The sequence below is a fragment of the Mycobacterium paraterrae genome (assembly GCF_022430545.2).
Lineage (GTDB): Bacteria > Actinomycetota > Actinomycetes > Mycobacteriales > Mycobacteriaceae > Mycobacterium > Mycobacterium paraterrae.
In genome coordinates, this window is the sequence record NZ_CP092488.2 from 5,087,971 (window position 1) to 5,114,684 (window position 26,714).

Annotated in this window: 26 protein-coding genes and 1 tRNA gene; 17 read left to right on the plus strand and 10 right to left on the minus strand. The window is 66.6% G+C overall.

What is annotated here, in order from left to right; genetic code table 11:
- Nucleotides 1–89: 89 nt before the first annotated feature.
- Nucleotides 90–239 (minus strand): hypothetical protein, encoded by a 150-nt coding sequence (locus tag MKK62_RS24510; protein ID WP_240263312.1) that lies wholly within the window; start codon nt 237–239, stop codon nt 90–92.
- 134 nt (nt 240–373) lie between these two features.
- Between MKK62_RS24510 and MKK62_RS24515 the strand changes: the two genes are divergently transcribed.
- Together MKK62_RS24515 and MKK62_RS24520 are read left to right on the plus strand one after the other, a co-directional pair.
- On the plus strand, nt 374–778 hold the full coding sequence (locus MKK62_RS24515) for a VOC family protein (protein WP_240263311.1): 405 nt from the start codon (nt 374–376) through the stop codon (nt 776–778).
- Nucleotides 779–818: 40 nt separating this feature from the next.
- Nucleotides 819–1,511 carry a cutinase family protein gene (locus MKK62_RS24520; RefSeq protein ID WP_240263310.1) on the plus strand — a complete coding sequence of 231 codons (693 nt, stop codon included), beginning with the start codon at nt 819–821 and terminating at the stop codon, nt 1,509–1,511.
- Between the two features lie 15 nt (nt 1,512–1,526).
- On the opposite strand, the gene MKK62_RS24525 is transcribed toward MKK62_RS24520, so the two are convergent.
- Nucleotides 1,527–2,039 carry a nitroreductase/quinone reductase family protein gene (locus MKK62_RS24525; RefSeq protein ID WP_240263309.1) on the minus strand — a complete coding sequence of 171 codons (513 nt, stop codon included), beginning with the start codon at nt 2,037–2,039 and terminating at the stop codon, nt 1,527–1,529.
- Nucleotides 2,040–2,156: 117 nt separating this feature from the next.
- Here MKK62_RS24525 and MKK62_RS24530 point away from each other — a divergent pair, with 117 nt between their 5' ends.
- The gene (locus MKK62_RS24530) at nt 2,157–3,158 is read left to right on the plus strand and encodes a glycoside hydrolase family 6 protein (protein WP_240263308.1); all 1,002 of its coding nucleotides are present in this window, start codon (nt 2,157–2,159) and stop codon (nt 3,156–3,158) included.
- A gap of 29 nt (nt 3,159–3,187) precedes the next feature.
- The gene (locus tag MKK62_RS24535) at nt 3,188–4,036 is read left to right on the plus strand and encodes a L,D-transpeptidase (protein ID WP_240263307.1); all 849 of its coding nucleotides are present in this window, start codon (nt 3,188–3,190) and stop codon (nt 4,034–4,036) included.
- Nucleotides 4,037–4,051: 15 nt separating this feature from the next.
- On the opposite strand, the gene MKK62_RS24540 is transcribed toward MKK62_RS24535, so the two are convergent.
- A complete protein-coding gene (locus MKK62_RS24540; RefSeq protein WP_240263306.1) occupies nt 4,052–5,155 on the minus strand; it encodes a DUF2306 domain-containing protein in 1,104 nt (367 codons plus the stop codon).
- 189 nt (nt 5,156–5,344) lie between these two features.
- Between MKK62_RS24540 and istA the strand changes: the two genes are divergently transcribed.
- From istA to MKK62_RS24555, 3 genes are all read left to right on the plus strand, one after another.
- Nucleotides 5,345–6,862 (plus strand): IS21 family transposase, encoded by a 1,518-nt coding sequence (gene istA / locus MKK62_RS24545; protein ID WP_240258325.1) that lies wholly within the window; start codon nt 5,345–5,347, stop codon nt 6,860–6,862.
- Nucleotides 6,863–6,909: 47 nt separating this feature from the next.
- Nucleotides 6,910–7,635: an ATP-binding protein gene (locus MKK62_RS24550; RefSeq protein WP_240263800.1), complete on the plus strand. Its 726-nt coding sequence runs from the start codon at nt 6,910–6,912 to the stop codon at nt 7,633–7,635.
- A gap of 304 nt (nt 7,636–7,939) precedes the next feature.
- Nucleotides 7,940–8,668, plus strand: coding sequence for a TetR/AcrR family transcriptional regulator (locus MKK62_RS24555; protein ID WP_240263305.1), 729 nt, complete (start codon nt 7,940–7,942; stop codon nt 8,666–8,668).
- A gap of 70 nt (nt 8,669–8,738) precedes the next feature.
- Here MKK62_RS24555 and MKK62_RS24560 read toward each other — a convergent pair.
- The 4 genes from MKK62_RS24560 to MKK62_RS24575 all read right to left on the minus strand — a co-directional run bounded on the left by MKK62_RS24560 (nt 8,739) and on the right by MKK62_RS24575 (nt 10,516).
- A tRNA-Val gene (locus tag MKK62_RS24560) sits at nt 8,739–8,813 on the minus strand.
- A 145-nt stretch (nt 8,814–8,958) separates the two neighbouring features.
- Nucleotides 8,959–9,420 carry a peroxiredoxin gene (locus MKK62_RS24565; protein WP_240263304.1) on the minus strand — a complete coding sequence of 154 codons (462 nt, stop codon included), beginning with the start codon at nt 9,418–9,420 and terminating at the stop codon, nt 8,959–8,961.
- Nucleotides 9,420–9,845 carry a DUF3052 domain-containing protein gene (locus MKK62_RS24570; protein WP_240263303.1) on the minus strand — a complete coding sequence of 142 codons (426 nt, stop codon included), beginning with the start codon at nt 9,843–9,845 and terminating at the stop codon, nt 9,420–9,422. The genes MKK62_RS24565 and MKK62_RS24570 overlap by 1 nt, the downstream gene beginning before the upstream one ends.
- A gap of 98 nt (nt 9,846–9,943) precedes the next feature.
- Complete coding sequence (locus MKK62_RS24575; protein ID WP_240263302.1) at nt 9,944–10,516, minus strand: Rv2240c family protein; 573 nt, start codon at nt 10,514–10,516, stop codon at nt 9,944–9,946.
- A 150-nt stretch (nt 10,517–10,666) separates the two neighbouring features.
- Between MKK62_RS24575 and aceE the strand changes: the two genes are divergently transcribed.
- The 7 genes from aceE to MKK62_RS24610 all read left to right on the plus strand — a co-directional run bounded on the left by aceE (nt 10,667) and on the right by MKK62_RS24610 (nt 20,306).
- The gene (aceE, locus tag MKK62_RS24580; protein ID WP_240263301.1) at nt 10,667–13,459 is read left to right on the plus strand and encodes a pyruvate dehydrogenase (acetyl-transferring), homodimeric type; all 2,793 of its coding nucleotides are present in this window, start codon (nt 10,667–10,669) and stop codon (nt 13,457–13,459) included.
- 64 nt (nt 13,460–13,523) lie between these two features.
- Nucleotides 13,524–14,822, plus strand: a complete 1,299-nt coding sequence (locus MKK62_RS24585; RefSeq protein WP_240263300.1) for a PucR family transcriptional regulator — start codon at nt 13,524–13,526, stop codon at nt 14,820–14,822.
- A 128-nt stretch (nt 14,823–14,950) separates the two neighbouring features.
- Entirely contained in the window at nt 14,951–15,859 is a 909-nt protein-coding gene (locus MKK62_RS24590; protein ID WP_240263299.1) for an ACP S-malonyltransferase, read from the plus strand.
- An 87-nt stretch (nt 15,860–15,946) separates the two neighbouring features.
- Nucleotides 15,947–16,255, plus strand: a complete 309-nt coding sequence (acpM, locus tag MKK62_RS24595; RefSeq protein WP_067334544.1) for a meromycolate extension acyl carrier protein AcpM — start codon at nt 15,947–15,949, stop codon at nt 16,253–16,255.
- Nucleotides 16,252–17,502, plus strand: a complete 1,251-nt coding sequence (gene kasA, locus MKK62_RS24600) for a 3-oxoacyl-ACP synthase KasA (RefSeq protein WP_240263298.1) — start codon at nt 16,252–16,254, stop codon at nt 17,500–17,502. Before acpM ends, kasA begins: the two co-directional genes overlap by 4 nt.
- Before the next feature lie 82 nt (nt 17,503–17,584).
- Nucleotides 17,585–18,853: a 3-oxoacyl-ACP synthase KasB gene (kasB, locus tag MKK62_RS24605; RefSeq protein ID WP_240263297.1), complete on the plus strand. Its 1,269-nt coding sequence runs from the start codon at nt 17,585–17,587 to the stop codon at nt 18,851–18,853.
- 31 nt (nt 18,854–18,884) lie between these two features.
- Nucleotides 18,885–20,306, plus strand: coding sequence for an acyl-CoA carboxylase subunit beta (locus MKK62_RS24610; RefSeq protein WP_240263296.1), 1,422 nt, complete (start codon nt 18,885–18,887; stop codon nt 20,304–20,306).
- Nucleotides 20,307–20,309: 3 nt separating this feature from the next.
- On the opposite strand, the gene MKK62_RS24615 is transcribed toward MKK62_RS24610, so the two are convergent.
- Nucleotides 20,310–21,059: an SDR family oxidoreductase gene (locus MKK62_RS24615; protein ID WP_240263295.1), complete on the minus strand. Its 750-nt coding sequence runs from the start codon at nt 21,057–21,059 to the stop codon at nt 20,310–20,312.
- Nucleotides 21,060–21,166: 107 nt separating this feature from the next.
- Here MKK62_RS24615 and MKK62_RS24620 point away from each other — a divergent pair, with 107 nt between their 5' ends.
- Nucleotides 21,167–22,084: a LysR family transcriptional regulator gene (locus tag MKK62_RS24620; RefSeq protein WP_240263294.1), complete on the plus strand. Its 918-nt coding sequence runs from the start codon at nt 21,167–21,169 to the stop codon at nt 22,082–22,084.
- Here the strand turns inward: MKK62_RS24620 and MKK62_RS24625 are convergent.
- Together MKK62_RS24625 and MKK62_RS24630 are read right to left on the minus strand one after the other, a co-directional pair.
- On the minus strand, nt 22,050–23,579 hold the full coding sequence (locus MKK62_RS24625; protein WP_434084996.1) for a glycerol-3-phosphate dehydrogenase/oxidase: 1,530 nt from the start codon (nt 23,577–23,579) through the stop codon (nt 22,050–22,052). The two genes, MKK62_RS24620 and MKK62_RS24625, sit on opposite strands and share 35 nt — an antisense overlap.
- Nucleotides 23,576–24,139, minus strand: a complete 564-nt coding sequence (locus MKK62_RS24630; RefSeq protein WP_240263293.1) for a TetR/AcrR family transcriptional regulator — start codon at nt 24,137–24,139, stop codon at nt 23,576–23,578. The genes MKK62_RS24625 and MKK62_RS24630 overlap by 4 nt, the downstream gene beginning before the upstream one ends.
- 41 nt (nt 24,140–24,180) lie before the next feature.
- Here MKK62_RS24630 and MKK62_RS24635 point away from each other — a divergent pair, with 41 nt between their 5' ends.
- Nucleotides 24,181–25,761: an FAD-binding oxidoreductase gene (locus MKK62_RS24635; RefSeq protein ID WP_240263946.1), complete on the plus strand. Its 1,581-nt coding sequence runs from the start codon at nt 24,181–24,183 to the stop codon at nt 25,759–25,761.
- Nucleotides 25,758–26,657: a diacylglycerol kinase gene (locus tag MKK62_RS24640; protein ID WP_240263292.1), complete on the plus strand. Its 900-nt coding sequence runs from the start codon at nt 25,758–25,760 to the stop codon at nt 26,655–26,657. Before MKK62_RS24635 ends, MKK62_RS24640 begins: the two co-directional genes overlap by 4 nt.
- Nucleotides 26,658–26,714: the final 57 nt, after the last annotated feature.

Sequence of the window (26,714 nt, forward strand, 5' to 3'; positions counted from 1 at the left end):
ACAATGGCGTTTCTTCCGTGACCACTGCGCGCGCTCGACGGGACCGTTCTGCTCAGAAACCAGCAGCGAGAAATCGAGCGGTGCTGGCCTTAGCCGAAGATGGTCAGGGCGACCATGCCGATGATGCCGACGATGGCCAACCAGAACCACGGCTGCAAGAAGATCGGGCCGGTGGTTTGGTCGAAGTCCTTGGGGAGGACGTCGCTGTCAGTGCGCTTGGAAGAAAGCTGCGAAGTCATGTAGCAAGCATGACTAATTAGAGTGCCGAAGTAAATGTGGCGCTCGCCACGCTAAACCAGATGATGAGACATGGGTCACACTGGTTGGACGCCGGCGACCCGTCGGTGCTGGCCGCCCGAAAGGATCTCCCGTCATGGCTTTCCCCGCCTTGAACCATGTGGCCCTGACCGTGCGCGACATGGCGGTGAGCGGTCCCTGGTACCGCCGGCTATTTGACGCCGAACCGGTCCTCGACGAGCACACCGCCGCCGGATTCCGGCATCTGGTGTGGGTGCTCGACGGCGGCACCCTGGTCGGCATCCACCAGCACGAGCATCCAGCGCCCGACGAGCGTTTCAGCGAGTTTCGGGTTGGGCTTGACCATGTCGGGTTCGGTTGCGCGGATCGCACCGAGCTGGAGAGGTGGATGGAGCGGCTCAACGAACTCCGCATCCAGCATGGCGGCATCGTCGACGCTCCCTACGGCTCGGGGCTGAGCTTCCGGGATCCCGAGGGCATTGCGCTGGAGTTCTTCGCACCGCCGGGCTCAGCCGGCTGATGGCTCCCCACGCACGTCGACGATGTGCCAGCATGAGCGAATGAGCGCGCCGAGGACCGCCCGGCTGGTGGGCGCCATGACAGTCGCGACCTGGTCTGCGTTGGTGGGCGCCGCCACCACTCCTCCTACCTCTTCCGCCGCTCCATGTCCGGACGTTGACGTGACATTCGCCCGCGCCACCGGCGAACCGCCCGGCGTAGGCCAGGTCGGGCAGGAATTCATCAATGCTCTGCGCACGCGTGCCGGTAACCGTTCCATCGCGGTCTACGCGGTCAACTATCCCGCCACGGAAGACTTCGTCCCGTCGGCGAACGCCGGAACCGAGGACGCCAACGCACACGTCAACGGGGTCGCCGCAAGCTGCCCCAACACCAAATTGGTGCTAGGCGGGTACTCGCAGGGCGCGCTTGTCATCGACCAGATCACCATTGCCCAGGCCCCGGTGGCAGGGTTCGTGCCGGACATCCTGACCGCCGAAGTCGCCGGCCATGTGGCGGCGCTCGCCCTGTTCGGCAATCCGTCGGACCGATTCCTGGGCGCTCCGGTGAGCACCGTCAGCCCGTGGTACGGGGCGAAGGCGATTGACCTCTGCGCGCCCGGCGACCCGGTCTGCACCCCCGGCGCCATGTTCACCGCGCCGACGCCCGAAGAGATGCGCAATCCAGCGCACCTCTCCTATCCGCACTCCGGAATGCCCACGCAGGCAGCCGATTTCGTAGCAAGTCACCTATAGCCGCGACGAACGTCGCTACCGCTTCGTCAGCTCGAAGACCCGGATGTCGCGGTCGGTTCGGTTCCGGTACGCGTCATAGTTGCTGGCGTAGTCGGCGAAACGCTGGTAGACGCGCTCACTTTCGGGCCCGGTCAGGCGTTTGGCGACGACGGGTATCTCGCGTCCACCCATCGTCACCCACGCGTTGGGATCGGCCAGGAGGTTCGACGACCACGCCGGATGCCGGGCTTGCCCAAAGTTGCTGCCCACCAGAAACAGTCGGTCGCCCTCGCGCAAATACGTCAGTGGTATTTCCCGTCGCTGTCCCGTCTTGCTGCCCGTCGTCGAGAGCAGCAGCAGCGGCACGCCGACCGGACCGAAGATCGTGAAGCGTCCACGACTACGTCGAAGCAGTCGGTGATCCAAGGGCGTCAGCTTCCGGACACACCACGCCCCCGCCTTCGAGCCGAGAACAGCGGTGATCGGCCGCAGCACGAGCCGCCCAGGCTCGCGGCCCCACCGCACATCGGGAAACACGTCTTCGCTCATGGCGGGGACTATCCACCACGCCCGGACCTCGCGAGCCGAGTTCGACAGATTCGCGATGGGGAGGCCTCCGTCGACCGCGATTGGCGCTCGCTGTCCGGTAGCACTAATTTCCCAAGGGTGACGTTCTCCGCTGCCAGTGCAGTCGCGCGATGGATTTCTCCCCTTCTGACCGTGGCCGCCATGGTCGCCCTGGGCGTCGTGGCCGATCCGGTTCCGGCGCATCGGGCCCCGTCGGTGCGGTTGGCCGACGCCGGCAATCCCCTGGCCGGCGCCCCCTTCTACGTCAACCCCACCTCCGCGGCGATGCGAGCCGCGCAGCATGCCGATCCGCCGAGTCCTGAGCTGACCGCGGTCGCCAACACCCCGCAGGCGTACTGGATCGTTCCAGGCTCGTCGGCCTCGACCGTCGGTAAGTACACCGGCGACGCGGCGGCGGCCGGCGCGATTCCGGTGTTGACGATCTATGGGATCCCGAACCGCGACTGTGGCAGTTTCGCCGCAGGCGGCATGGGATCGGGTGACGCCTACCGCGGTTGGATCGACACCATTGCATCGCAAGTGGGCGGGTCGAGGGCAGCGATCATCGTCGAACCCGACGCCCTGGCCATGGCCGACTGCCTGTCGGGTAGCCAGCGCGAAGAACGCTACGACCTGATCCGCTACGCCGTCGACACGCTGACCCGCAACCCGGCCGCGGCGGTGTACGTCGACGGTGGCCACATCAAATGGCACAGCCCTGCAGACATGGCCGACCGGCTGAACAAAGCCGGTGTTGGGCATGCGCGAGGCTTTAGCCTGAACGTCGCGAACTTCTTCACCACCGAGGACGAAATCGGCTACGGCGAAGCCATTTCGGGGCTCACCAACGGTTCGCATTACGTGATCGACACCTCCCGCAACGGCGCCGGCCCCGCGCCCGCTTCCAGGCTCGACTGGTGCAACCCGGGCGGACGCGCACTCGGCACCCCGCCGACGGCGGCCACCGCGGGTGCGCATGCCGATGCCTACCTCTGGATCAAACGCCCGGGTGAATCCGACGGATCGTGCGACAAAGGCGACCCACCGGCGGGAACATTCGTAAACCAGTACGTCGTTGACCTGGCCCGTGCGGCCCACTAGCTAGCCACAGATCGACTGGAGGACAACGAATGTTCGCCGCTTTGAAGGCAGCCGGTATTGCTTCGACCGTGGCCTTGGCGTTGGTGCTGGGCGCGGTTCCCGCACTGGCCGATCCGCCGCCCGACGATCCGGGGGCGGGCCAGAACCCGGGTCCACCTCCGCCGCCCGCAGGCCCACCTCCGCCGAAGGTCTTTCCTGCCAACGGAGCAACGGTGGGTGTGGCCCAGCCGATCATCATCAACTTCCCCGGGCTGGTCGATGACGCGGGTGCCACCGAGAACGCCATCCACATCACGTCGAACCCGCCGGTCGACGGCAAGTTCTACTGGATGAAGCCGACGCAGCTGCGCTGGCGCCCGTTGAGCTTCTGGCCCGCGCACACCACAGTCACCGTCGACACGGGTGCGGGCGTCTCCACCTTCCAAACCGGAGACACCCTGCTGGCCACAGCGGACGACACCACGCACCAGCTCACCGTCACCCGCAACGGCGCCGTAGAGAAGGTCATTCCGATGTCGATGGGAATGACGTCCGGCGGGCATCAAACCCCGAACGGCACGTATTACGTGCAGGAGAAGATGCCTTCGGTCGTGATGGACTCTTCGACCTACGGCGTTCCGGTCAACTCGGCGTACGGCTACAGGACGACCGTCGAGCTGGCCGTCCGATTCGACGACAGCGGCGACTTCGTGCACAGCGCGCCGTGGTCGGTGGACGACCAGGGCAAGCGCGACGTCAGCCATGGCTGCATCAACATCAGCCCGTCCAACGCGAAGTGGTTCTTCGACAACTTCAATGCCGGAGATCCAATCGTCGTGACCCACACCAGTGGCGGCACCTATTCCCGGCACGACGGCTCCAACGACTGGCAGCTCTGACGGCTGCCCGAGAAGTCAGGAGCCCGCTTTCACTGACTGCTGGGGCGCGCGAACGCCGACGACGCCGTTTGGGGGCATTTCGCGCCGGGTGGTCAGTGCGGTGTGGCCGACATAAGCCGCAAACAGAGCGAGATTCCAGCCCAGGGGCACCGTCCACCACGCTTGCGTCAGCGGCACGCCGTAAGCGGCGATGGTGAACCACAGGAAGGCGACACCTACCGCTGGGCTGGCGAAATTACCGCACAGATAAGTGCGCCACGCCACCGCCGCAGGGGCGTACCCGAGGCGGCGAGCCCGGTCGGCCAAGACCGCGAACACGACCGTCTGGAGTAGGAACGGCAACACGAAATTGGCGACCAACGGTAACCATCCACCTGTGAACCAAATAGGGGCCCTCATGGACCAGTGGGTGTTCAACGCGATGACCCCGAGAATGGCAATCCCGGCTCCGCCGAGGGCCGCCGAGATCTGCAGCGCCTGAGTGGTGGCCAGGGGGCTGCTTCCCCGGTCGCGGCCATTGCCGAACGGACGGGTGTAGATGATCGCGGCGGTGACCAAAAGTGGCCCCAACCAGCTGATTTCGACGAGATTAGCCATTTCCTTATTGGTGTCCCAGATCGCTGTGACTCCCAGCCAGCCGTAACGCAGCATGGGGGCAGAACAGATCAACGCGAAGAGAACTGCGACGTATTCTCGGTGTGCAGTCACGTCGCGCCGCAGAATAGCGATAAGCGCGAGGACCGCTGTCGTGAACGTTCCAATGGCCAGCAGCCACAAGACTTCGGCGAACGCGACACCGGAGAACACCTGCTGCGCCGGAGTTCTCAGCAGATACGCCGCACCCGACACGCTTACCACCACCGATCCGGCGAGAAACAGCTTCCCGATGGCTCGGTGCAGTTCGGGCCTCGATTGGCGGATCCGATCGGAAAACTGCATCAGGCCTGCTACAACGGTCACCGATCCCACCACTGTGTGTATCCACATCACCGCGTAGGAATGCGCGAAGGTCGCCATGTGCCCGTCATAACCGGAACCCAAACCGAAGGCGAATGCCGGTGACACCAGAAATTCGAGCAAATGGTCCTGCGGTGTCGGCGGACATGAAAAACTGCCCACTGGCGGACATGAAAGTGCCCGTTCGCGGCCAATAAGAACTGCCCACCGGCGGATACGAAAGTGCCCGCAGGCGGCCATGAATCTGCCCAGACCTACTTGATGTCGTTCGGCGCGTCTGCGCTGGGGCGGCCTCTCCTGCGGTTTCGATGTCGATGCCTAGTCGACCCGACAACCCCAGGAGAGACCTACTTGAAGTCTGACGGAGAACTCATGGAAATACTCAATGCCTACGACCTGACCGGGTCCTACCGCGCCGCGGCCGAGCTGTGTGGGTGCTCGCACCACACCGTGAAGAAAGCGGTCGAGGATCGCAACGCTGGGCTGCCCCCGGCCACGCGGCGGGCCCGGATGATCGATGATTGGCGCGACCTGCTGGAAACCTGGGTCGCTGATTCGAAGGGCAAGATCCGCGGCGACAAAGCCCACGACAAGCTGGTGGCGTTGGGCTACACCGGCACCGACCGCACCACCCGCCGTTCGTTGGCGGAGATCAAAGCGCAATGGCGCCTTGGCAATACACGCGTGCACCGGCCCTGGATCACCGAGCCAGGACTGTGGCTACAGTACGACTTCGCCGACGGCCCCCTTGTCGCCGGCCGCAAGATCGTGCTGCTCGTGGCGTGGCTGGCGTGGAGCCGCTACCGCGTCGTGGTGGCTTTGCGGGACCGCACCGCACCCAGTGTCTTCGCCGGCCTGGACCGCATCTTTCGCATCGTCGGTGGTGCTCCGACCTACCTGCTCACCGACAACGAGAAGACCGTCACCACTGGACACATCGCCGGAGTTCCGGTCCGCAACCGGGCCGCGGTCACCTTCGGCCGCTACTACGGCCTTTCGGTGCTGACGTGTGAACCCGCCGACCCAGCCACCAAGGGTGGGGTGGAGAACGCGGTGAAGCTCGCCAAAGCCGACATCGTGCCTACTGAGACCAACCTCCTGCCGCAGTACGACTCGTTCGCCGACGTCGAAGCCGCATGCGCCGGTTTCACCACCGAGATCAACGCCCGCGTGCACCGGATCACGGGACGCCGGCCGGCCGAGATGCTCATTCAGGAACGCCCGGCCCTGCACGCGGTTCCTGACCTGCCCCACACCGCCGCGTTGGGGGTGACCCGCCGGGTTCCCGACAACACCCCGATGGTCACCTTCGACCACTGCCAATACTCGCTGCCCGCAACTCTTCTGGGCCAGACAGTGTGGATCCGTGACCACGACGGCACCGATGAGGTGGTGATCTGCGCTCTTGATGGCGGCGGCCCGGTGGAGGTGGCGCGGCATCGCCGCGCCGCCCCCGGTAGTCCCGCCATCAACGATGACCACTTCCCTGAGCATCGGGACAAGGTGCCCGGTGATTACCGGGTGCGGGCCCGCACTGTCAGTGAGCAGACCTTCCTGGCGCTGGGGCCGGGTGCGGCGGTGTGGCTCAAAGAAGCCGCCGCCGTCGGCACCGAACGGATCCTGCAGAAGATGGCCCACGCGGTGGAACTGTCGGCGTTAACCGGCCGCGCCGATGTCGACTGGGCGCTCGGGCATGCTGGCGTGCACGGTCGCTTCGCCACCGGTGACCTTGATTCCATCCTCGCCAGCAAGGGCATGGACACCACTCGCCGCGGCGCCGACGAAGACACCTCCCTGGCGCAAGGAACCAGTGGGTGGAACTTATTCGGCCGCAACGTTATCGACGCTGACGAGGCAGGCATCGCGTGACTACCACCACGACCACCGCGTCGCTACCCGCCGACGTCGAAGCGCTGATGCGTGGGCTGCGGTTGCCGCACGCCCGCGCGATCGCCGCCGACGTGCTGGCCACTGCCCGAGCTCAACGCTGGGACCCCACCGAGGTGATCAAAGCGCTGCTGACCGAGGAGTCCGCCGGCCGGGCCCGGTCCATGCTGGCCGCCCGCCGCAAAGCCGCCGGCTTCCCGACCGGGAAGACATTCGACGTGTGGGACCCCAATGCGTCGTCGATCCCGTTACCGACCCAGCAGGCGCTACAGACCCTGGAGTGGGTGGGTCGTCGGGAGAACCTGGTGGTCTGCGGGCCCGCTGGCACCGGCAAGACGTTCTTCCTCGAAGCGTTGGGGCAGAAGGTCATCGAAGCCGGGATGCCGGTGGCGTGGTTCACCCTCGAGCAGATCGGGGTCCTGGTTCGGGCGCACCGCGCTGACGATTCGTTGGGCAAGGCCGTGGCCAAGATCGTGCGTGCCGAGCTCGTGGTGATTGACGACGTTGGACTGTTGCCCGTCGGTGCCGATGCCGCTGAAGGGCTCTACCGCATCGTCGAGGCCGCCTATGAACGGCGCTCGGTGGCGATCTCATCGAACCTGCACCCCAGTGGTTTCGATGAGCTGATGCCCAAGACGTTGGCGACTGCCACCGTGGACCGGCTGCTGCATCACGCGCACCTGTGCCAGACCAGCGGAGACTCCGTGCGGCTGGCCCAAGCCCTGCACGGGAAGGGAGTCAAACCCTTGAGCTGACAACGGCCTCAACCACCGGTGGCGGACACACCCTAATGGGCAGATTCGTGTCCGCCACTGGGCAGTTCTTATTGGCCACCTACGGGCAGTTCTCATGTCCGCCCACGGGCAGTTTCAGCTGTCCATTGACACTGCGGGCGATCCGCGGTGGGTCCGGCCAGGAAATAGGTAAACGCCAAGGGGGCGTAAAACAACACCGCTGCAGCAAGGGCGATCGCTCCCGCCCGCCGTATCCTGCTTCGTGTCAGACGTATCATATCTAAGTTATAGCACTGATACATGCAGCTCGCTTACGATGAACACCATGAACGCACGCGACCCCGACTCCCGCCGCGAGCACCTACTCGCAACGGCGCTCGCGGTGCTCGACGAATTTGGACCGGCCGAGGTGACCACGCGCAAACTGGCCAAGCACGCGGGCATGACCACCATGGCCGTGTACTCGGAGTTCGGGTCGATGGGTGGCGTCGTCCGCGCCGTAGTCGATGCCGGCTTCGCCGAACTCGGACGGTCGTTCGCTTCGTTGGAGCGGACCGACGACCCGATCTGCGACATGCTGCTAGTTGGCGCGACGTACCGTGCGCTCGCCTTATCGCGACCGCACCTTTACAGCGTGATGTTCGGCGCCGCCGAACTCGGCGGCTACCGTCGGACCGGCGATGAACTCACCCAAGGCATCGACACCTTCCAGGTCGGCGTCGACGCCGTCGCCGAAGCCATGGACCATGGGTTGATCAAGGCCGGGGACGCGTTCCTGGTCACTGCACAGTTGTGGTCGGCTCTGCACGGACAACTGATCCTCGAGAATGCAAACATGCTCGACATCACCGACGATCCGTATAGGAACGTCTTCCTTCCGCTCATGAAGGCGCTGATTGTCGGACTCGGAGCAAGACCGGATACGATCGCCACCTCCGTGGCCCGTGCCCTCGAACTGCTTCCCCCCGAGCACAATTCGCGATTTCAACGTCGAGATACCACACCAAGTCCCGTGGCCCTTTACTCACCGATTGACGGCGACATGCCACGCTGAATGCAACGCCCGGTCGGGAGTTCGTATGCGGCCGCCCCGCACGCTCGACGCTCCGATTGCGCACGACATTTGGTGGGCGCGGACGGTATCGAACCGCCGACCGCTGGTGTGTAAAACCAGAGCTCTACCACTGAGCTACGCGCCCGTGCCGGGCAAAGATACCGTCAGGGTGGCCCCGGCCCCAAAACGGTCAGGCGTTGCGCGACGAGAGTGCACCGTCGTACGGCTGATCGGCGTGTCGCTGTACAGACACGCACGCTCGCGCTTCTGTGGCCCCGGTCCCAAACCCGCTAGGCGGTCAACGCCGCCAGTGCGTCGAGCCACAGTCGCTGGTCGCGAGCCTCGCCGGGCTGTTTCATTTCCGCGAATCTGATCGCCCCGGACCGGTCGACGACGAAGGTGCCGCGGTTTGAGACGCCGGCGTCGTCGTTGAACACCCCGTAGGCCTTGCTGACGGCGCCATGTGGCCAAAAATCGGAGAGGACGGGGAACAGGAAACCGCTCTGGGTGGCCCACACCCTGTGGGTGGGCGCCGGCCCCACCGAGATGGCCAGCACCGCCCGGTCGTCGTTCTCGAAGACGGGCAACCGGTCGCGGATCTCGTCGAGTTCGCCTTGGCAGATGCCGGTGAACGCGAGCGGAAAGAACACCAGCAGCACGTCTTTGGTGCCGCGAAAGTCGCTGAGCGTGACCGGCTGTCGGTTCTGGTCGAGCAGGGTGAAGTCCGGTGCGGTGCTACCGACCGGCAGCATCAACGCCGCCCGGCTGCTTTCGATTTCGGCGGCACCAGCCGGCTGGCGGCCCAGTCGCCGAGGTTGACCGAGGAGGTCGGCATCAGACCGGCGGTGGGCGCCGCCTCCGCGATCTCGGCGGGCTGCACGTGACCGGGCTTGCCGGTCTTGGGTGTCAGCACCCAGACCACGCCGTCGTCGGCTAGCGAGGCGATCGCGTCCATCAGCGTGTCCACCAGGTCACCGTCGTCGTCGCGCCACCACAACAGGACGACATCGACCACTTCATCGGTGTCTTCGTCGAGCAACTCGCCGCCGCACGCATCCTCCACGTCGGCGCGGATGTCGTCGTCGGTGTCCTCGTCCCAACCCCACTCCTGGACAACCTGCCCTGGTTGGATGCCCAGTTTTCGGGCAGAGCTCGGGGCGTCATCCGCGGCCACCACCGTGCGACCTCCTTGTCCGTTACAGCAGCTTGAGCGTCAAAGACGCCGTGTGATGCAATTTATCGTCGCATAGCGCGCAGCGTTGCACATCCGTCGACTCAACCGAATGCCCGACAACGCTTCACGGCTTCGGTCTTGGCGTCGTTGAGTTGGTTGACGCGTTGGTTGAACTGGTCGGTCCCGGCGTGTGACCGGATCGCGTTCGCCACCTCGCGGGCCGCGTCGTTGTAGGCGTTGAGGGCCTCGCGAAGCTGCCGTGACAGCGGGCCGTTGCTGTCGCCTTCGACCGTGTCGGCGCTGTGGGTGAGCGCGTCGATCGCGGGCTGCTCGGCGCCGGAGGTGTCGCCGCCGCGGTTGTAGGCGGCGACGAAGTCGTTGACCTTGTCGACGGCCTCTTTGCTGCTGATGGCAAACGACTCGCAGGCCTTGACCACCGCGGCGACCGTGATCGACCGCTGCCGCTGTGATTCCCTGATGCTGGAGGTGGCCGCCGAGGCGGAGACCGATGCCGAGACCGACTGCCGGTAGGCGGGGGCGATGGCCGTGTCGGCGCTCGGCGAGCCGTCGGTGATCGTGCTGCAGCCGACGACGGCGATCAGGACGGCCGCGATGCAGCCCGCCGCGCGCGCCGCGCTGGGCCATCCGGGCCAGCCGAGCCATCCGATCCGCACAAATTATGACGTTACCGGTTGGGTCGACAGGTGTCGTCACACGCCACGATCAGGTGCGGCACGATAGGGGAAGCCCCCACCGGGGCCGCAGCAATCCGCGACGGCTCGATCAGCCACAAGCCGGTCAGCCGCCTACCAAGGAGTAGTGCGTTGACCACCGAGTTCGCCCGCCAGGATCTGGCTAAAACATCAAGCGCCACAAGCGAACCCGATCGGGTGCGGGTGATCCGCGAAGGTGTCGCTTCCTACCTTCCCGACATCGATCCCGAGGAAACCGGCGAGTGGCTCGAATCCTTCGACGAGCTCCTCGAGCGTTCGGGACCGGCCCGTGCCCGCTACCTGATGCTCCGATTGCTCGAGCGAGCCGGTGAGCAGCGAGTCGCGCTGCCGTCACTGACATCGACCGACTACGTCAACACGATCCCGACCGAGATGGAGCCGTGGTTTCCCGGTGACGAGGACGTAGAACGCCGCTACCGCGCGTGGATCAGGTGGAACGCCGCCATCATGGTGCACCGCGCCCAGCGCCCGGGAGTCGGTGTAGGAGGCCATATTTCGACCTATGCGTCGTCGGCCGCGCTGTACGAAGTCGGCTTCAACCATTTCTTCCGGGGCAAGTCCCACCCCGGCGGCGGCGACCAGGTGTTCATTCAGGGCCACGCCTCCCCCGGTATCTACGCCAGGGCTTTCCTCGAGGGCCGGCTGACCACCGATCAACTCGACGGCTTCCGTCAAGAGCACAGCCACCCGGGCGGCGGTCTGCCGTCGTACCCGCACCCCCGGTTGATGCCAGACTTCTGGGAATTCCCGACGGTGTCGATGGGCCTCGGCCCGATGAACGCCATCTACCAGGCCAGGTTCAACCACTATCTGCACGACCGCGGCCTCAAGGACACCTCCGACCAGCACGTGTGGGCATTCCTCGGCGACGGCGAGATGGACGAGCCGGAGAGCCGCGGGCTCATCCAGGTCGCGGCCAACGAGGGTCTGGACAACTTGACGTTCGTCATCAACTGCAATTTGCAGCGACTCGACGGCCCGGTTCGCGGTAACGGCAAGATCATCCAGGAGTTGGAGTCGTTCTTCCGTGGCGCTGGCTGGAACGTGATCAAGGTGGTGTGGGGCCGCGAGTGGGACGCGCTGCTGCACGCCGACCGCGACGGGGCGTTGGTGAACCTGATGAACACCACGCCAGATGGCGATTACCAGACGTACAAAGCCAACGACGGCGCCTACGTGCGTGACCACTTCTTCGGCCGAGACCCGCGCACCAAGGCGCTCGTCGAGTCGATGACCGACGCCGAGATTTGGAACCTCAAGCGAGGCGGTCACGACTATCGCAAGGTCTATGCCGCCTACCGCGCCGCCGTCGACCACCACGGGCAGCCGACGGTGATCCTGGCCAAGACCATCAAGGGTTATTCGCTGGGCGCCCACTTTCAGGGCCGCAACGCCACCCACCAAATGAAAAAGCTTGCACTGCAAGATCTCAAGGACTTCCGCGACGCCATCCGCATCCCGATCAGCGACGAGCAACTCGAGCAGGATCCCTACCTGCCGCCGTACTACCACCCGGGCGCCGAGGCGCCGGAGATCCGCTACCTGCTGGAGCGGCGACATGCGTTGGGCGGCTTCGTCCCCGAGCGTCGCACCAGGACCAAGGCCCTGCGCCTGCCAGGCCGCGACATCTACGCACCCCTGAAGAAGGGGTCGGGCCACCAGGAGGTCGCCACCACGATGGCGACGGTCCGGACCTTCAAAGAGCTGTTGCGCGACAAAGAGATCGGGCCGCGCATCGTGCCGATCATTCCCGACGAGGCGCGCACGTTCGGCATGGACTCGTGGTTCCCGTCGCTGAAGATCTACAACCGCAACGGGCAGCTCTACACCGCCGTCGACGCCGATCTGATGTTGGCCTACAAGGAAAGCGAAGTCGGCCAGATCCTGCACGAAGGCATCAACGAGGCGGGGTCGGTGGCGTCGTTCACCGCGGCGGGCACGTCGTACTCGACGCACAACGAGCCGATGATCCCGATCTACATCTTCTATTCGATGTTCGGCTTTCAGCGGACCGGCGACGGGTTGTGGGCGGCCGCCGACCAGATGACGCGCGGCTTTCTACTCGGCGCGACTGCCGGGCGCACGACGCTAACCGGCGAGGGGCTGCAGCACGCCGACGGTCAGTCGCTGCTGCTGGCCGCCACCAACCCCGCGGTGCTGTCCTACGACCCGGCGTTCGCCTTCGAGATCGCCTACATCATCGAAGACGGCCTGCGCCGGATGTACGGCGAGCACCCCGAGAACGTCCTCTACTACCTGACGATCTACAACGAGCCGTACGTCCAGCCGGCGGAACCGGAGCACTTCGACCCCGAGGGCGTGCTGCGTGGCGTCTACCGCTACCGGCCGGCCCCCGAGGGCCGCACCAACACCGCCAACATCCTCGCGTCCGGGGTCTCGATGCCCTCGGCGCTGCGGGCCGCCGAGATGCTGGCCGCCGAATGGGACGTCGCCACCGACGTGTGGTCGGTGACGAGCTGGAGCGAGCTCAACCGCGACGGCGTCGCGATCCAGACCCAACGGCTGCGGCATCCCGAACGGCCCGCCGCGGAGCCGTACGTGACGACGGCGCTGTCCAAGGCGAACGGCCCTTTCGTCGCCGTCTCCGATTGGATGCGCGCCGTGCCCGAGCAGATCCGGCCGTGGGTGCCAGGCACCTACGTCACGCTGGGCACCGACGGGTTCGGCTTCTCCGACACCCGCCCAGCCGCCCGCCGCTACTTCAACACCGACGCCGAATCGCAGGTCGTCGCGGTGCTCGAGGCGCTGGCCCGCGACGGCGATATAGACCCCTCGGTGCCGGTCGCGGCCGCGCGGCAGTACCGCATCGACGACGTGCAGGCCGCTCCGGCGCAGACCTCGGATCCCGGCCCCGGCGCCTGACGCCGCGGGTGACCCGCCACGCGCCTTGGCAGAAACATCCAGAAAATCGGCGTAGCTTTTAGGGATGCCCGACAAGCAGTTCCGCACTCCCCCGACAACCCTGGACCTGCTGGACACCGTTCCGGAGTCGCTGCTGCGGCGGTTGAAGCAGTATTCCGGCCGGTTCTCCACCGAAGCAGTGAGCGCCATGCAGGAGCGGCTCCCGTTCTTCGCGGAGTTGGAGGCCTCCCAGCGGGCCAGCTTGGCCCTGGTCGTGCAGACCGCTGTCGCCAACTTCGTCGAGTGGATGACCGACCCGAGCAGCAACGTCAACTACACCGCCCGGGCATTCGAGCTGATGCCCCAGGATCTGACCCAGCGCATGCCGCTGCGCCACTCCGTCGACATGATCCGGGTGACGCTGGAGTTCTTCGAGGAGGTCGCCCCGCTGCTGGCCCGCTCCGACGAGCAGCTGACGGCGCTGACGGTCGGGATTTTGAAGTACAGCCGCGACTTGGCGTTCAGCGCCGCGACGGCCTACGCCGACGCCGCCGAGGCGCGCGGAACCTGGGACAGCCGGATGGAGGCCACGGTCGTCGACGCAGTGGTCCGCGGCGACACCGGCCCCGAGTTGTTGTCCCGCGCCGCGGCGCTGAACTGGGACGCCGGGGCCCCGGCAACGGTGGTGGTGGGCATTCCGGCTCCCGGTCGGGAAAACCATGCCAGCCAGGACGTTCGCGACATCGCCGCGCGTCACGGTCGTGCAGCGCTGACCGACGTGCACGGCACGTATCTGGTGGCCATCGTGTCCGGCCAGCTGACGCCGACCGAGAAGGTCTTCGGCGCGCTGCTCGACGCCTTCTCCGACGGCCCGGTGGTGATCGGGCCGACCGCGCCGATGCTGACGGCGGCTTACCACAGCGCCAGCGAAGCGATCTCCGGGATGAACGCGGTGGCCGGTTGGCGGGGCGCGCCGCGCCCGGTGCTGGCTCGTGAACTACTACCCGAGCGGGCCCTGATGGGCGATGCGGCGGCTATCGCGGCCCTTCATACCGACGTGATGCGACCGCTGGCCGACGCCGGTCCGACCCTTACCGAGACGCTGGACGCTTACCTGGACTGCGGCGGCGCCATCGAGGCCTGTGCCCGCAAACTGTTCGTTCATCCAAACACGGTGCGATACCGGCTCCGACGTATCGCCGACTTCACCGGACGTGATCCGACGCTGCCACGCGACGCCTATGTCCTGCGCGTCGCGGCGACCGTGGGGCACCTCGCATACCAGGCCCAACAGTCCAGCGCTGCCAGCAACGTGGTGACGCCTGTCACTCCGCCGATCGAAAAGGACCTGGTCGCGCCGTCGGTGATCGGGAATGTCCGATAGCAGATTGCGGCGAGGTATCGAACATGTCGCATCGCGTGCTGTTTTGTGGAGTTTCCACAAAAACATAAGACAAGGTTCATAATCCTTTACACGGCACAAAGACGTCTTCACAGTGTTCCCTTAATAACGTGATTGCGTTGCTGGCGCCCGGACAAGGGTCGCAGACCGAGGGGATGCTCTCGCCGTGGTTGGAACTACCCGGCGCCGCTGACCGACTGTCGTCGTGGTCGACCGCGAGCGGACTGGACCTTGCGCGGCTCGGCACCACCGCCTCTACCGAGGAGATCACCGACACCAAGATCGCCCAGCCCCTGATCGTGGCGGCCACCCTGCTCGCTTACCAGGAATTGACCGCGCGTGGTCTGCTGGCGGGTAAAGACGTCATCGTTGCCGGCCACTCGGTCGGTGAGATCGCCGCGTACGCGATCGCCGGGGTGCTTTCCGCCGACGACGCTGTCGCTCTCGCCGCCACCCGCGGCGCTGAGATGGCGAAGGCATGCGCCAACGAACCGACTGGAATGTCGGCGGTGCTCGGCGGCGACGAGGCCGCAGTCCTCGCGAGACTCGAGCAGCTCGACCTGGTCGCGGCCAACCGCAATGCCGCCGGGCAGATTGTGGCCGCCGGGCGGCTGAGTGCGCTGGACAAACTCGCCGAAGACCCGCCGGAGAAGGCCCGCGTCCGCGCGTTGGGTGTGGCCGGCGCCTTCCACACCGAATTCATGGCCTCGGCGCTCGACGGATACGCCGCGGCGGCGCAGAGCGTAACGACCTCCGAACCGACGTCGACGCTGCTGTCCAACCGCGACGGCCAGCCGGTGACCTCGGCCGCCGATGCGATGGAAAAGCTTGTGGCACAACTGACCCGGCCCGTGCGCTGGGACCTGTGCTCCGAGACGCTGCGTCAGCGCAGCGTGACCGCGATTGTCGAGTTCCCACCGGCGGGAGCTCTATCCGGCATCGCCAAGCGCGAACTTCGCGGGACCCCGACGCACGCCGTCAAGACTCCCGCCGACCTGGATGGTTTGGCAGAGCTGTAAACCTGTGGCTCGCAACCGAATTCGCTAAATCTGTCCGTTATCACAACCACAGAGCAGTACACAACACATTACGAAGGGAAACACAACGTGTCCGTCAGCCAGGAAGAAATCATCGCCGGTATCGCCGAGATCATCGAAGAGGTCACGGGTATCGAGCCGTCGGAGATCACCCCGGAGAAGTCGTTCGTCGACGACCTGGACATCGACTCGCTGTCGATGGTGGAGATCGCCGTGCAGACCGAGGACAAGTACGGCGTGAAGATCCCCGACGAGGACCTCGCCGGTCTGCGCACCGTCGGCGACGTCGTGAACTACATCCAGAAGCTGGAAGAAGAGAACCCCGAAGCCGCCCAGGCGCTGCGGGCCAAGTTCGAGGCAGAGGCTGAGAGCAAGTGACAAAACCTTCCACTGCTAACGGCGGTTACCCCAATGTTGTGGTAACCGCCGTCGAGGCGACGACGTCGATCGCGCCAGACATCGAAAGCACGTGGAAGGGTCTGCTGGCCGGAGAATCCGGCATCCGCGTGCTCGAGGACGAGTTCGTCTCGAAGTGGGACCTGCCGGTGAAGATCGGCGGCCACCTCAAGGAACCCGTCGACGACCACATGGGCCGGCTGGATTTGCGACGCATGTCGTACGTCCAGCGGCTGGCCAAGCACCTCAGCGGCCGGCTGTGGGAATCCGCCGGCAGTCCTGAGGTCGACCCCGACCGGTTCGCGGTCGTGATCGGCACAGGGCTGGGCGGGGCCGAGAAGATCGTCGAAACGTACGACCTGATGAACGAGGGCGGGCCACGGAAGGTGTCTCCGCTCGCCGTGCAGATGATCATGCCGAACGGCGCCGCCGCCGTCGTGGGTCTGCAACTCGGCGCCCGCGCCGGGGTGGTGACCCCGGTGTCTGCGTGTTCGTCGGGCTCGGAGGCAATTGCGCACGCATGGCGACAAATCGTCATGGGCGACGCCGACTTTGCGGTCTGCGGCGGGGTCGAGGGCAACATCGAGGCCCTGCCGATCGCGGCGTTCTCGATGATGCGCGCGATGTCGACCAAGAACGACGATCCAGAAGGCGCGTCGCGGCCGTTTGATAAGAACCGTGACGGCTTCGTGTTCGGTGAGGCCGGCGCGATGATGATCATCGAGACCGAAGAGCATGCCAAGGCCCGCGGCGCCAAGCCGCTGGCCCGGTTGATGGGTGCCGGCATCACGTCGGACGCGTTCCACATGGTGGCTCCGGCCGCCGATGGTGTTCGCGCCGGACGGGCGATGGCCCGCTCGCTGGAGTTGGCCGGCTTGTCTCCCAAGGACGTCGACCACATCAACGCGCACGCCACCGCCACACCGATCGGCGACACCGCGGAGGCCAACGCCATCCGGGTCGCCGGATGCCCGGAGGCCGCCGTGTATGCCCCGAAGGGCGCGTTGGGTCACTCCATCGGTGCGGTGGGGGCCCTCGAGTCGGTGCTGACGGTGCTCACCCTGCGGGATGGCGTCATTCCGCCGACACTTAACTACACCACTCCCGACCCGGAGATCGACCTCGACGTCGTCGCCGGCGAGCCGCGTTATGGCGAATACCAGTACGCCATCAACAACTCGTTCGGCTTCGGTGGACACAACGTCGCGTTGGCCTTCGGTCGATACTGACACACCGTCGGGTGACGTGGCGGGCCGGAGAAGCTGGCCCGCCGCAGAACCCGAGTTTGAGAAAGGCACGTTCGTAGGGCATATGACCACATCGTCAAAGTTGGCTACGGGAAACGGATTTCCCGACATTGTTGTCACCGGTGTCGCGATGACGACCGCTCTGGCAACCGACGCCGAGACCACGTGGAAGATGCTGCTGGACGGGCAAAGCGGAATCCGGACCCTCGACGACCCGTTCGTCGAGGAGTTCGATCTGCCAGTCCGTATCGGCGGTCACCTGCTCGAGGAATTCGACAGTCAGCTCAATCGCGTCGAAAACCGCCGAATGGGCTACCTGCAAAAGATGGCCACGGTGCTGAACCGGCGGCTGTGGGAGAGCATCGGCTCGCCCGAGATCGACACCAACCGCTTGACGGTCTCGATCGGCACCGGCATCGGGTCCAGCGAAGAGTTGATCTTCGCCTATGACGGCATGCGTGAGAAGGGCATGAAGGCGGTCTCCCCCCTGGCCGTGCAGATGTACATGCCCAACGCCGCCGCCGCGACGGTCGGACTGCAGCACCAGGCTAAGGCCGGCGTGATGACCGCCGTGTCGGCGTGCGCGTCGGGCTCCGAGGGCATTGCCCGCGCCTGGCAGCAGCTGGCACTCGGCGAAGCCGACATCGCGATCTGCGGTGGCGTCGAGACCAAGATCGAAGCGGTGCCGATCGCTGGGTTCGCCCAGATGCGCATCGTGATGTCGACCAACAACGACGACCCCGCCGGTGCGTGCCGCCCGTTCGACAAAGACCGTGACGGCTTTGTTTTCGGCGAGGCCGGAGCGTTGATGGTGATCGAGACCGAGGAGCACGCCAAGGCTCGCGGCGCCAACATTTTGGCGCGGCTGATGGGGGCCAGCGTCACCTCCGACGGCTTCCACATGGTGGCGCCGGACCCCAACGGTGAGCGGGCCGGGCACGCCATGACCCGGGCGATCCAGCTCGCCGGGCTGCAGCCGTCCGACATCAAACACATCAACGCCCACGCCACCGGCACCTCCGTCGGCGATGTTGCCGAAGGCAAGGCGATCAACCGGGCGCTGGGTCCCGGTGGCGGCAACGCGGCGGTGTACGCCCCCAAGGGCGCGCTCGGCCACTCCGTCGGTGCTGTCGGCGCCGTCGAATCGATCCTCACCGTCCTGGCCCTCCGCGATCAGGTCATCCCGCCGACGCTCAACCTGAAGAACCTGGACCCGGAGATCGACCTCGACGTGGTGGCGGGCACGCCGCGGACGGGCGACTACGACTACGCCATCAACAATTCGTTCGGCTTTGGCGGGCACAACGTGGCACTCACTTTCGGCCGGTACTGACCGATCAGCACTTAAGACGAGGAGACCTGCGATGACGACCCTGGCCCCTGAGGCAATCGACGAGTCGCTCGACCCGCGCGATCCGCTGCTGCGACTGAGCAGGTTCTTCGACGACGGCAGCATCGAATTGCTGCACGAGCGCGACCGCTCCGGCGTACTCGCCGCCGGCGGAACCGTCAACGGCGTGCGCACCATCGCGTTCGCCACCGACGGCACCGTGATGGGCGGCGCGATGGGCCTCGAGGGTTGCACGCACATCGTCAGCGCCTACGACACCGCCATCGAGGAACAGAGCCCGATCGTGGGTATCTGGCACTCCGGCGGCGCCCGGCTGGCCGAGGGCGTCAAGGCCCTGCACGCCGTCGGTCTGGTGTTCGAGGCGATGATCCGGGCGTCCGGTTACATCCCGCAAATCTCCGTCGTGGTCGGCTTCGCCGCGGGCGGTGCCGCCTACGGTCCGGCGCTCACCGACGTAGTCATCATGGCGCCGGAGGGCCGGGTGTTCGTCACCGGACCCGACGTCGTCCGCAGCGTCACCGGCGAGGACGTCGACATGGCGTCGCTGGGTGGCCCCGATACCCACCACAAGAAGTCCGGCGTGTGCCACATCGTCGCCGACGACGAGGCCGACGCCTACGAGCGCGGTCGCCGGTTGGTCGGATTGTTCTGCCAGCAGGGGCATTTCGACCGCAGCAAGGCCGAGGCGCACGAGACCGACCTGCACGCGCTGCTGCCTGAATCGCCGCGACGGGCCTACGACGTGCACCCGCTGGTCAACGCGTTGCTCGATGACGACGCACCCTTCGATGAGTTTCAGGCCAAGTGGGCGCCGTCGATGGTGGTCGGCCTGGGCCGGTTGTCCGGACGCTCGGTGGGCGTGCTCGCCAACAACCCGCTGCGGCTGGGCGGCTGCCTGAACTCCGAAAGCGCCGAGAAGGCAGCACGTTTCGTGCGGCTGTGCGACGCGTTCGGCATCCCGCTGATCGTGATCGTCGACGTGCCCGGTTACCTGCCCGGTGTGGATCAGGAATGGGGCGGCGTCGTTCGTCGCGGCGCCAAGCTGCTGCACGCCTTCGGCGAGGCCACCGTTCCGCGGGTCACGTTGGTGACCCGAAAGATCTACGGCGGGGCCTACATCGCGATGAACTCGCGCTCGCTGGGCGCCACCAAGGTGTTCGCCTGGCCGGACGCCGAAGTCGCGGTGATGGGCGCCAAGGCGGCCGTCGGCATTCTGCACAAGAAGAAGCTCGCCGCCGCGGCCGACCACGAGCGTGACGCGCTGCACGAGGAACTCGCCGCCGAGCACGAGCGGATCGCCGGTGGCGTCGACAACGCCATCGAGATCGGCGTCGTCGACGAGAAGATCGACCCCGCTCATACCCGCGGCAAGATCACCGAGGCGCTGGCCGAGGCACCGGCCCGGCGCGGACGCCACAAGAACATCCCGCTGTAAGCCTCAGCGCGTGGTGTAGCCGCCGTTGGCGAAGATGGTCTGCCCGGTCACCCAGTGGCCCTCGCCGACCAGGAACACGACCAGCGGAGCGATGTCCTCGATGAGCGTGAGCCGGTTGCCCATCGCCTGCGACTTGTGGAACTCGACCCGCTCGGGGGTCTCCTCGCCATAAAAGAATGGCGTGTCCATCGGTCCGGGCGCCACATTGTTCACCGAAATGCCGCGCACGCCAAACTCTTTGGACGCCGCGCGGGTGAAATGCTCGACCGGGCTCTTGGCCCCGGCGTAGGTGGAGTAGCCGTCGGTGAACGCGGCCAACAGCGCGGTGACGATCGTGACCACCGATCCCCCGTCGTTGAGACGCTTGCCGGCCTGCTGCAGGAAGAAGTACGCGGCCTTGGAGTTGATGTCGAACATCGAGTCGTACTCGGCCTCGGTGGTTTCGACGATCGGCTTGCGCAACACCTTGCCGACCGTGTTGATCGCGATGTCGACACCGCCGAAGGCGTCGACCGCGGCGTCGAACAGCGCCGTGACGTTGTCCGGTTTGGTCAGGTCGCCTTGGACCTTGATCGCCTTGACGCCCGCGGCTTCGACGGCCGCGACGGTCTTGTCGGCCTCGGCTTCGGTCGACGCGCTGTTGTAGTGCACCGCGACGTTGACGCCCTTGTCGGCCAGCGTCGTACTGATCAGCCCGCCCAGGTTCTTCGCTCCGGCAGCCACCACTGCTGACTTGCCGCTGAGGTTGGTCATGGCACTCCTCTCTTTCGGGTCGCCACGAATCTAGGCGACGCCGGAACAAATGAGAAACAGTGATTGTCGTCGTTTCGACAATCACTGTTTGTGGATAGAGTCGGCGGATGCCTGATCCACCGTTCGACGGCCTTTCCGACCTGCGTCGCCTGCGTCACTTCATCGCCGTCGTCGATGCCTCCGGATTCACCCGCGCGGCCGAGCAGTTGCACCTGTCCCAACAGGCGTTGAGCAGCTCGGTGCAACAGCTCGAGAAGCAGGTCGGCGCAACGCTGTTGGTGCGCGCCGGCCGCAGGATCGCACCCACCCGGGCCGGGCAGACGCTCCTCGAGGAGGGTCGCACCTTGCTCGCGGCCGCGCGCACGATCGCCGCGCACACCCGGGCGGCGGCCAGTGAGCAGCCCGACGAGTTCGTCGTCGGCCACTCCCCAGCGATCGACAACAACGACGTCTACGCGATGCTGGCGCCGGCCATCGAGGCGCTGCCCGACACGTCGTTCACGGCGCTGCAGCTGTTTCCAGATCAGCTTGTGGCCGCGGTGCGCGACGGCTCGGTGGATCTCGGGCTGCGCCGTGGAGTGGTGCCGCAGGAATCGCTGGCCACCGGGATCGCCCGCTACGACGCGCTGCGGGTCGCCGTCGCCAGCGCTCACCGGCTGGCCGGGCGGACGAGCGTGTCCGTCGCCGATCTGGCCGACGAGACCATTGTGCTGTGGGCGCCACCCGGGTCGTCGTATTACAGCGACTTCCTGGTCAATGTCTGTCGCCGCGCGGGTTTTGAGCCGCGGTATCGGGTCAGCCGAGTGCAGGGCTGCCCGCCCGAGGTCGCGCCACTGACCGACGGCGGGGTCTCGTTCGTCACCTCCGCCCCCGGACCGGCGGCCGGCCACGCGGTGCAGGTGCTCGAACTCGAGGAGCCCGTGCTGGTTCCGGTGCAGGCATTGTGGCAGCCGCATACCGCGTCCGCGGTGCGTGACCTGATCCTGACCCCTACCCCGCCAGCAGCTCTTCCGCGACCGCGATGACGCGTTCGCGGTCGGCAGCGACCAAGCCGATCCGGGTGCGCCGGTCGACGATGTCGTCGACAGTCAGAGCGCCCTCGTGGGTGACGGCGTACTCGAATTCCGCTCGTGTGACGTCGATTCCGTCGGCCACCGGTTCGGCGGGGCGATCGCAGGTAGCCGTCGCCAACACGTTGGCGGCCTCGGCGCCATAACGCAGGACCAGCGATTCCGGCAGTCCGGCCATCGGCGCGGTCGCCGAACCGGGGTTCTGCGGCGCGCCGACCAACGGCAGGTTTCGAGTCTGACACCCGCCGGCGTCGAGGTGTCGCAACTCGACGGCACGGTCGACGACGTCCTCGGCCATGTGCCGGTATTCGGTGAGCTTGCCGCCGATGACGCTGATCACACCGGATGACGATTCGACGACGGCGTGGTCGCGCGAGACGTCGGCCGTGTGGCCTGCGCCGGTGTCGATCAGCGGCCGCAGCCCCGCATACGAGCCGATGATGTCGCCCGTGTCCAGCGTGATCCCGAGTGCGGTGTTTACCACGTCGAGCAGGAACGCGATCTCTCCCGCCGTCGGTTGCGGGACATCGGGAATCGGGCCCGGCGATTCCTCGTCGGTCAATCCCAGATAGATTCGTCCGAGTTGTTCGGGCATGGCAAAGACGAACCGGTTGAGCTCGCCGGGAATCGGAATGGTCAGCGCCGCAATGGGATTCCCGAACGTTGCGGCGTCGAAGACGAGGTGGGTGCCGCGACTGGGCCGCAGTTTGAGCGACGCGTCGATCTCGCCGGCCCATACGCCGGTGGCGTTGATGACGGCCCGCGACTCGACGTCGAACGATTGGCCGGTGTGCTGGTCGGTGAGCGTCACCGAGGTGCCGGTGGCCTGCGACGCCGACGTGTAGGTCAGGATCCGGGCGCCGCGCTGCGCCGCGGTCCGGGCGACGGCGCAGACAAGGCGGGCGTCGTCGATCAACTGTCCGTCGTAGGCCAGCAGTCCGCCGTCGAGCCCCTCGCGCCGCACCGCGGGGGCCAGGTCGATCACACGTTGGGCCGAAATGCGTTGCGAGCCAGGCAGAACAGTGCCCGACGTGCCGGCCGTTTTGCGCAGCAGGTCACCGGCCAGGAAGCCGGCGCGGACCAGCGCCCGGTTCGGCCGGCTCATCGAGGGCAACAGCGGAACCAGCTGCGGCATGGCGCGGACCAGATGAGGGGCGTTGCGCGTCATCAGGATTCCCCGTTCCACCGCGCTGCGCCGGGCGATCCCGACGTTGCCGGTCGCGAGGTAGCGCAACCCACCGTGCACCAGTTTGGAGCTCCATCGGCTGGTGCCGAAGGCCAGATCGTGCTTTTCCACAAGAGTGACGCTCAGCCCTCGCGTCACGGCGTCCAGCGCGATGCCGGCGCCGGTGATGCCGCCGCCGATCACGAGGACATCGGTGGGCGCGCCGTCGGCGAGCGCGGTCAGGTCGGCGGTGCGACGCGCGGCGTTGAGAGCGGTCGAGTTCACGCCAGGTATCCGTTCAACGAGTGAGCGAGCTCAGTCGCCAACGCATCAGCGTCGAGGATCGGGCGGACGATCTGTGCCGACTGGATGGTCGATTGGGTGATCAGCAGCACCATCGCGGCCATCTGGCGAGGATCGCCGGGGCGCACGCTGCCGTCGGACTGCGCCGCCCGAAGCCCGTCGGCGAGCGCCTCGATGAGCATCTGCTGGCTGCTGCCCAGCCGCTGGGCGATGTAGACCAGCGCCAATTCCGAACGCAGCACGGCCATCACCAGCTCGTCACCCCGCAGCCGCTCGGCTACGGCAACGACCCGGTCGACCAGTGCGGCGCGTCCGCTGCCACGCGCCGGCACCTCCGCCAGCGCCTCGGTGATGTGGCTGGTCAACAGCGCGGCCAGCACCGAGCGAGTGTCGGGCCAGCGGCGGTACACGGTCGGCCGGCTCACGCCCGCACGCCGCGCGATCTCGGCCAGCGTCACCCGCTCGACGCCGAAATCGACGACACAGCTCGCCGCGGCCGCCAGGATCCGGTCCTGCACCGGAGCGTTACTGATTGACAGCATGTGTAATACTGTAACGCATGTCTGCCGACTTGCTACCCCCGATGAAGTGGAATGCCTGGGGCGATCCGCGCGAAGCCAAACCACTCTCCGACGGCATTCGCTCGCTCTTGGTCCAGGCACTGGGCGTCACCGGCGCTCCCGAGACTGAACTCAAGGCCGACGAGGTGCGGTTGCGTCCGTCGGCGCTGACGACGGACCGCCTCGACGCGCTCACCGCGATCGTCGGGCCTGATCACTGCCGCGTCGACGACCGGGACCGGCTGCTGCACGCCGGCGGCAAGTCGACGCTCGACCTGTTGCGACGCAAAGACGCTGGCGTCCAAGACGCCCCTGACGCCGTCCTGCTGCCCGGCACCGACGACGAAGTCGCCGCGATCCTGCGGTACTGCTCCCAGCACGGCATCGCGGTTGTCCCCTTCGGCGGCGGCACCAGCGTGGTCGGCGGACTCGACCCGATCCGCGGCGGGTTCACCGCGGCGGTGTCGTTGGACCTACGCCGCTTCGACCAACTGCTGTCCTTCGACGAGGTGTCCGGGGAGGCGGAATTCGGCGCCGGTGTCACCGGGCCGCGGGCCGAGGAATTGCTTGGCGCGCACGGCTTTTCACTCGGGCACTTCCCGCAGAGCTTTGAATTCGCCAGCCTCGGTGGTTTCGCCGCGACCCGCTCGTCGGGTCAAGACTCGGCGGGCTACGGCCGCTTCGATGACATGGTGCGCGGATTGCGGATCGTCACCCCCGCCGGGGTGCTGGATCTCGGACGGGCCCCGCAGTCGGCCGCCGGTCCTGATCTGCGGCAACTGGTGATCGGCTCGGAAGGCGTGTTCGGGGTCATCACCCAGGTGCGGGTGGCCGTACACCCGAAGCCGCAGGCCACCCGCTACGAAGCCTGGTCGTTCCCCGACTTCGCCACGGGCACAGCGGCTTTGCGCGCTGTCACCCAGACGGATACCGGCCCGACCGTGATCCGGTTGTCTGACGAGGCCGAGACCGGGGTCAACCTGGCGACCACCGAATCCATCGGCGAGAACGAGATCACCGGCGGGTGTCTGGCGATCACCGTATTCGAAGGCAGCGAAGCGCACGCCGAGAGCAGGCACGCCGAAACACGGGCGCTGATGACGGCCCACGGCGGCACCTCCCTGGGCGAGGGCCCGGCCCGGGCGTGGGAACGCGGCCGCTTCGGCGCTCCCTACCTGCGCGACGCACTGCTGGCCGGCGGCGCACTGTGCGAGACCCTCGAGACGGCGACCGACTGGTCGAACATCCCCGCGTTGAAAACCGCGGTCACCGAGGCGCTGACCAACGCGCTAGCCGAATCCGGCACGCCCGCCCTTGTGCTGTGCCACATTTCCCATGTGTATGCCACCGGCGCATCGCTGTACTTCACCGTCGTCGCCGGACAGCGCGGTAACCCGATCGAGCAGTGGCGGGCCGCCAAGGCTGCCGCATGTGACGCGATCGTCGCGGCCGGCGCGACCATCACCCACCACCACGCCGTCGGTGCCGACCATCGGCCATGGATGGCCGACGAAATCGGTGAGCTCGGCGTGCGGGTGCTGCGTGCGGTGAAGGCGACGCTGGACCCCGCGGGAATCCTCAACCCTGGCAAGCTGATTCCGTGACTGGCCGGGTGACCGTCCTGACCAATCCGGCGTCCGGGCACGGCAACGCGCCGCACGCCGCCGAGAAGGCGATCACTCGACTGCAGCAGCGTGGCGTCGACGTGGTGGCCATCGTCGGCAGCGACGCCGAGCACGCGCGCCGCCTGCTGCATGCCGCGGTCGACAGCGGCACCGACGCCCTTGTCGTCGTGGGCGGCGACGGCGTCGTCACCGAAGCGTTGCAGGCCCTCGCCGAGACCGACATTCCCCTGGGCATCGTCCCCGCCGGCACTGGTAACGACCACGCGCGTGAATTCGGTTTGCCGACAAAAGATCCGGTCGCGGCCGCCGACGTCATCGCCGACGGCTTCACCCAGACCATCGACCTCGGCCGGATCCGCCACCACGACGGTAAGGCCAAATATTTCGGCACCGTCGCCGCCGCCGGATTCGACTCCCTGGTCACCGACCGGGCCAACCGGATGCGCTGGCCGCGCGGCCGGATGCGCTACAACCTGGCCATGCTCGCCGAACTGTCGCAGTTGCGCCTGCTGCCTTTCCGGTTGGTCCTCGACGGCCGCGACGAGATCTTCACCGACCTCACGCTGGCCGCATTCGGTAACACCCGCAGCTACGGCGGCGGAATGTTGGTCTGCCCCAACGCCGATCCGAGCGACGGCCAACTCGACATCACCATGGTCCACTCCGCTTCGCGGACCCGACTGATCCGCCTGTTCCCCACCGTTTACAAGGGCACCCACGTCGACCTCGACGAGGTGACCACTGCCCGGGTCAGCACGGTCGACGTCGAATCGCCCGGCATCAACGTCTACGCCGACGGCGACTTCGCCTGCGCGCTGCCCGCCCAAATCTCGGCCGTAAAGGACGCGTTACGCATCCTGCGGCCGGCTTCGTAATCGACTAGCGTGACTACATCGTTCACACAGAGGGGCACATGCTCGGCGCGAGGTCGG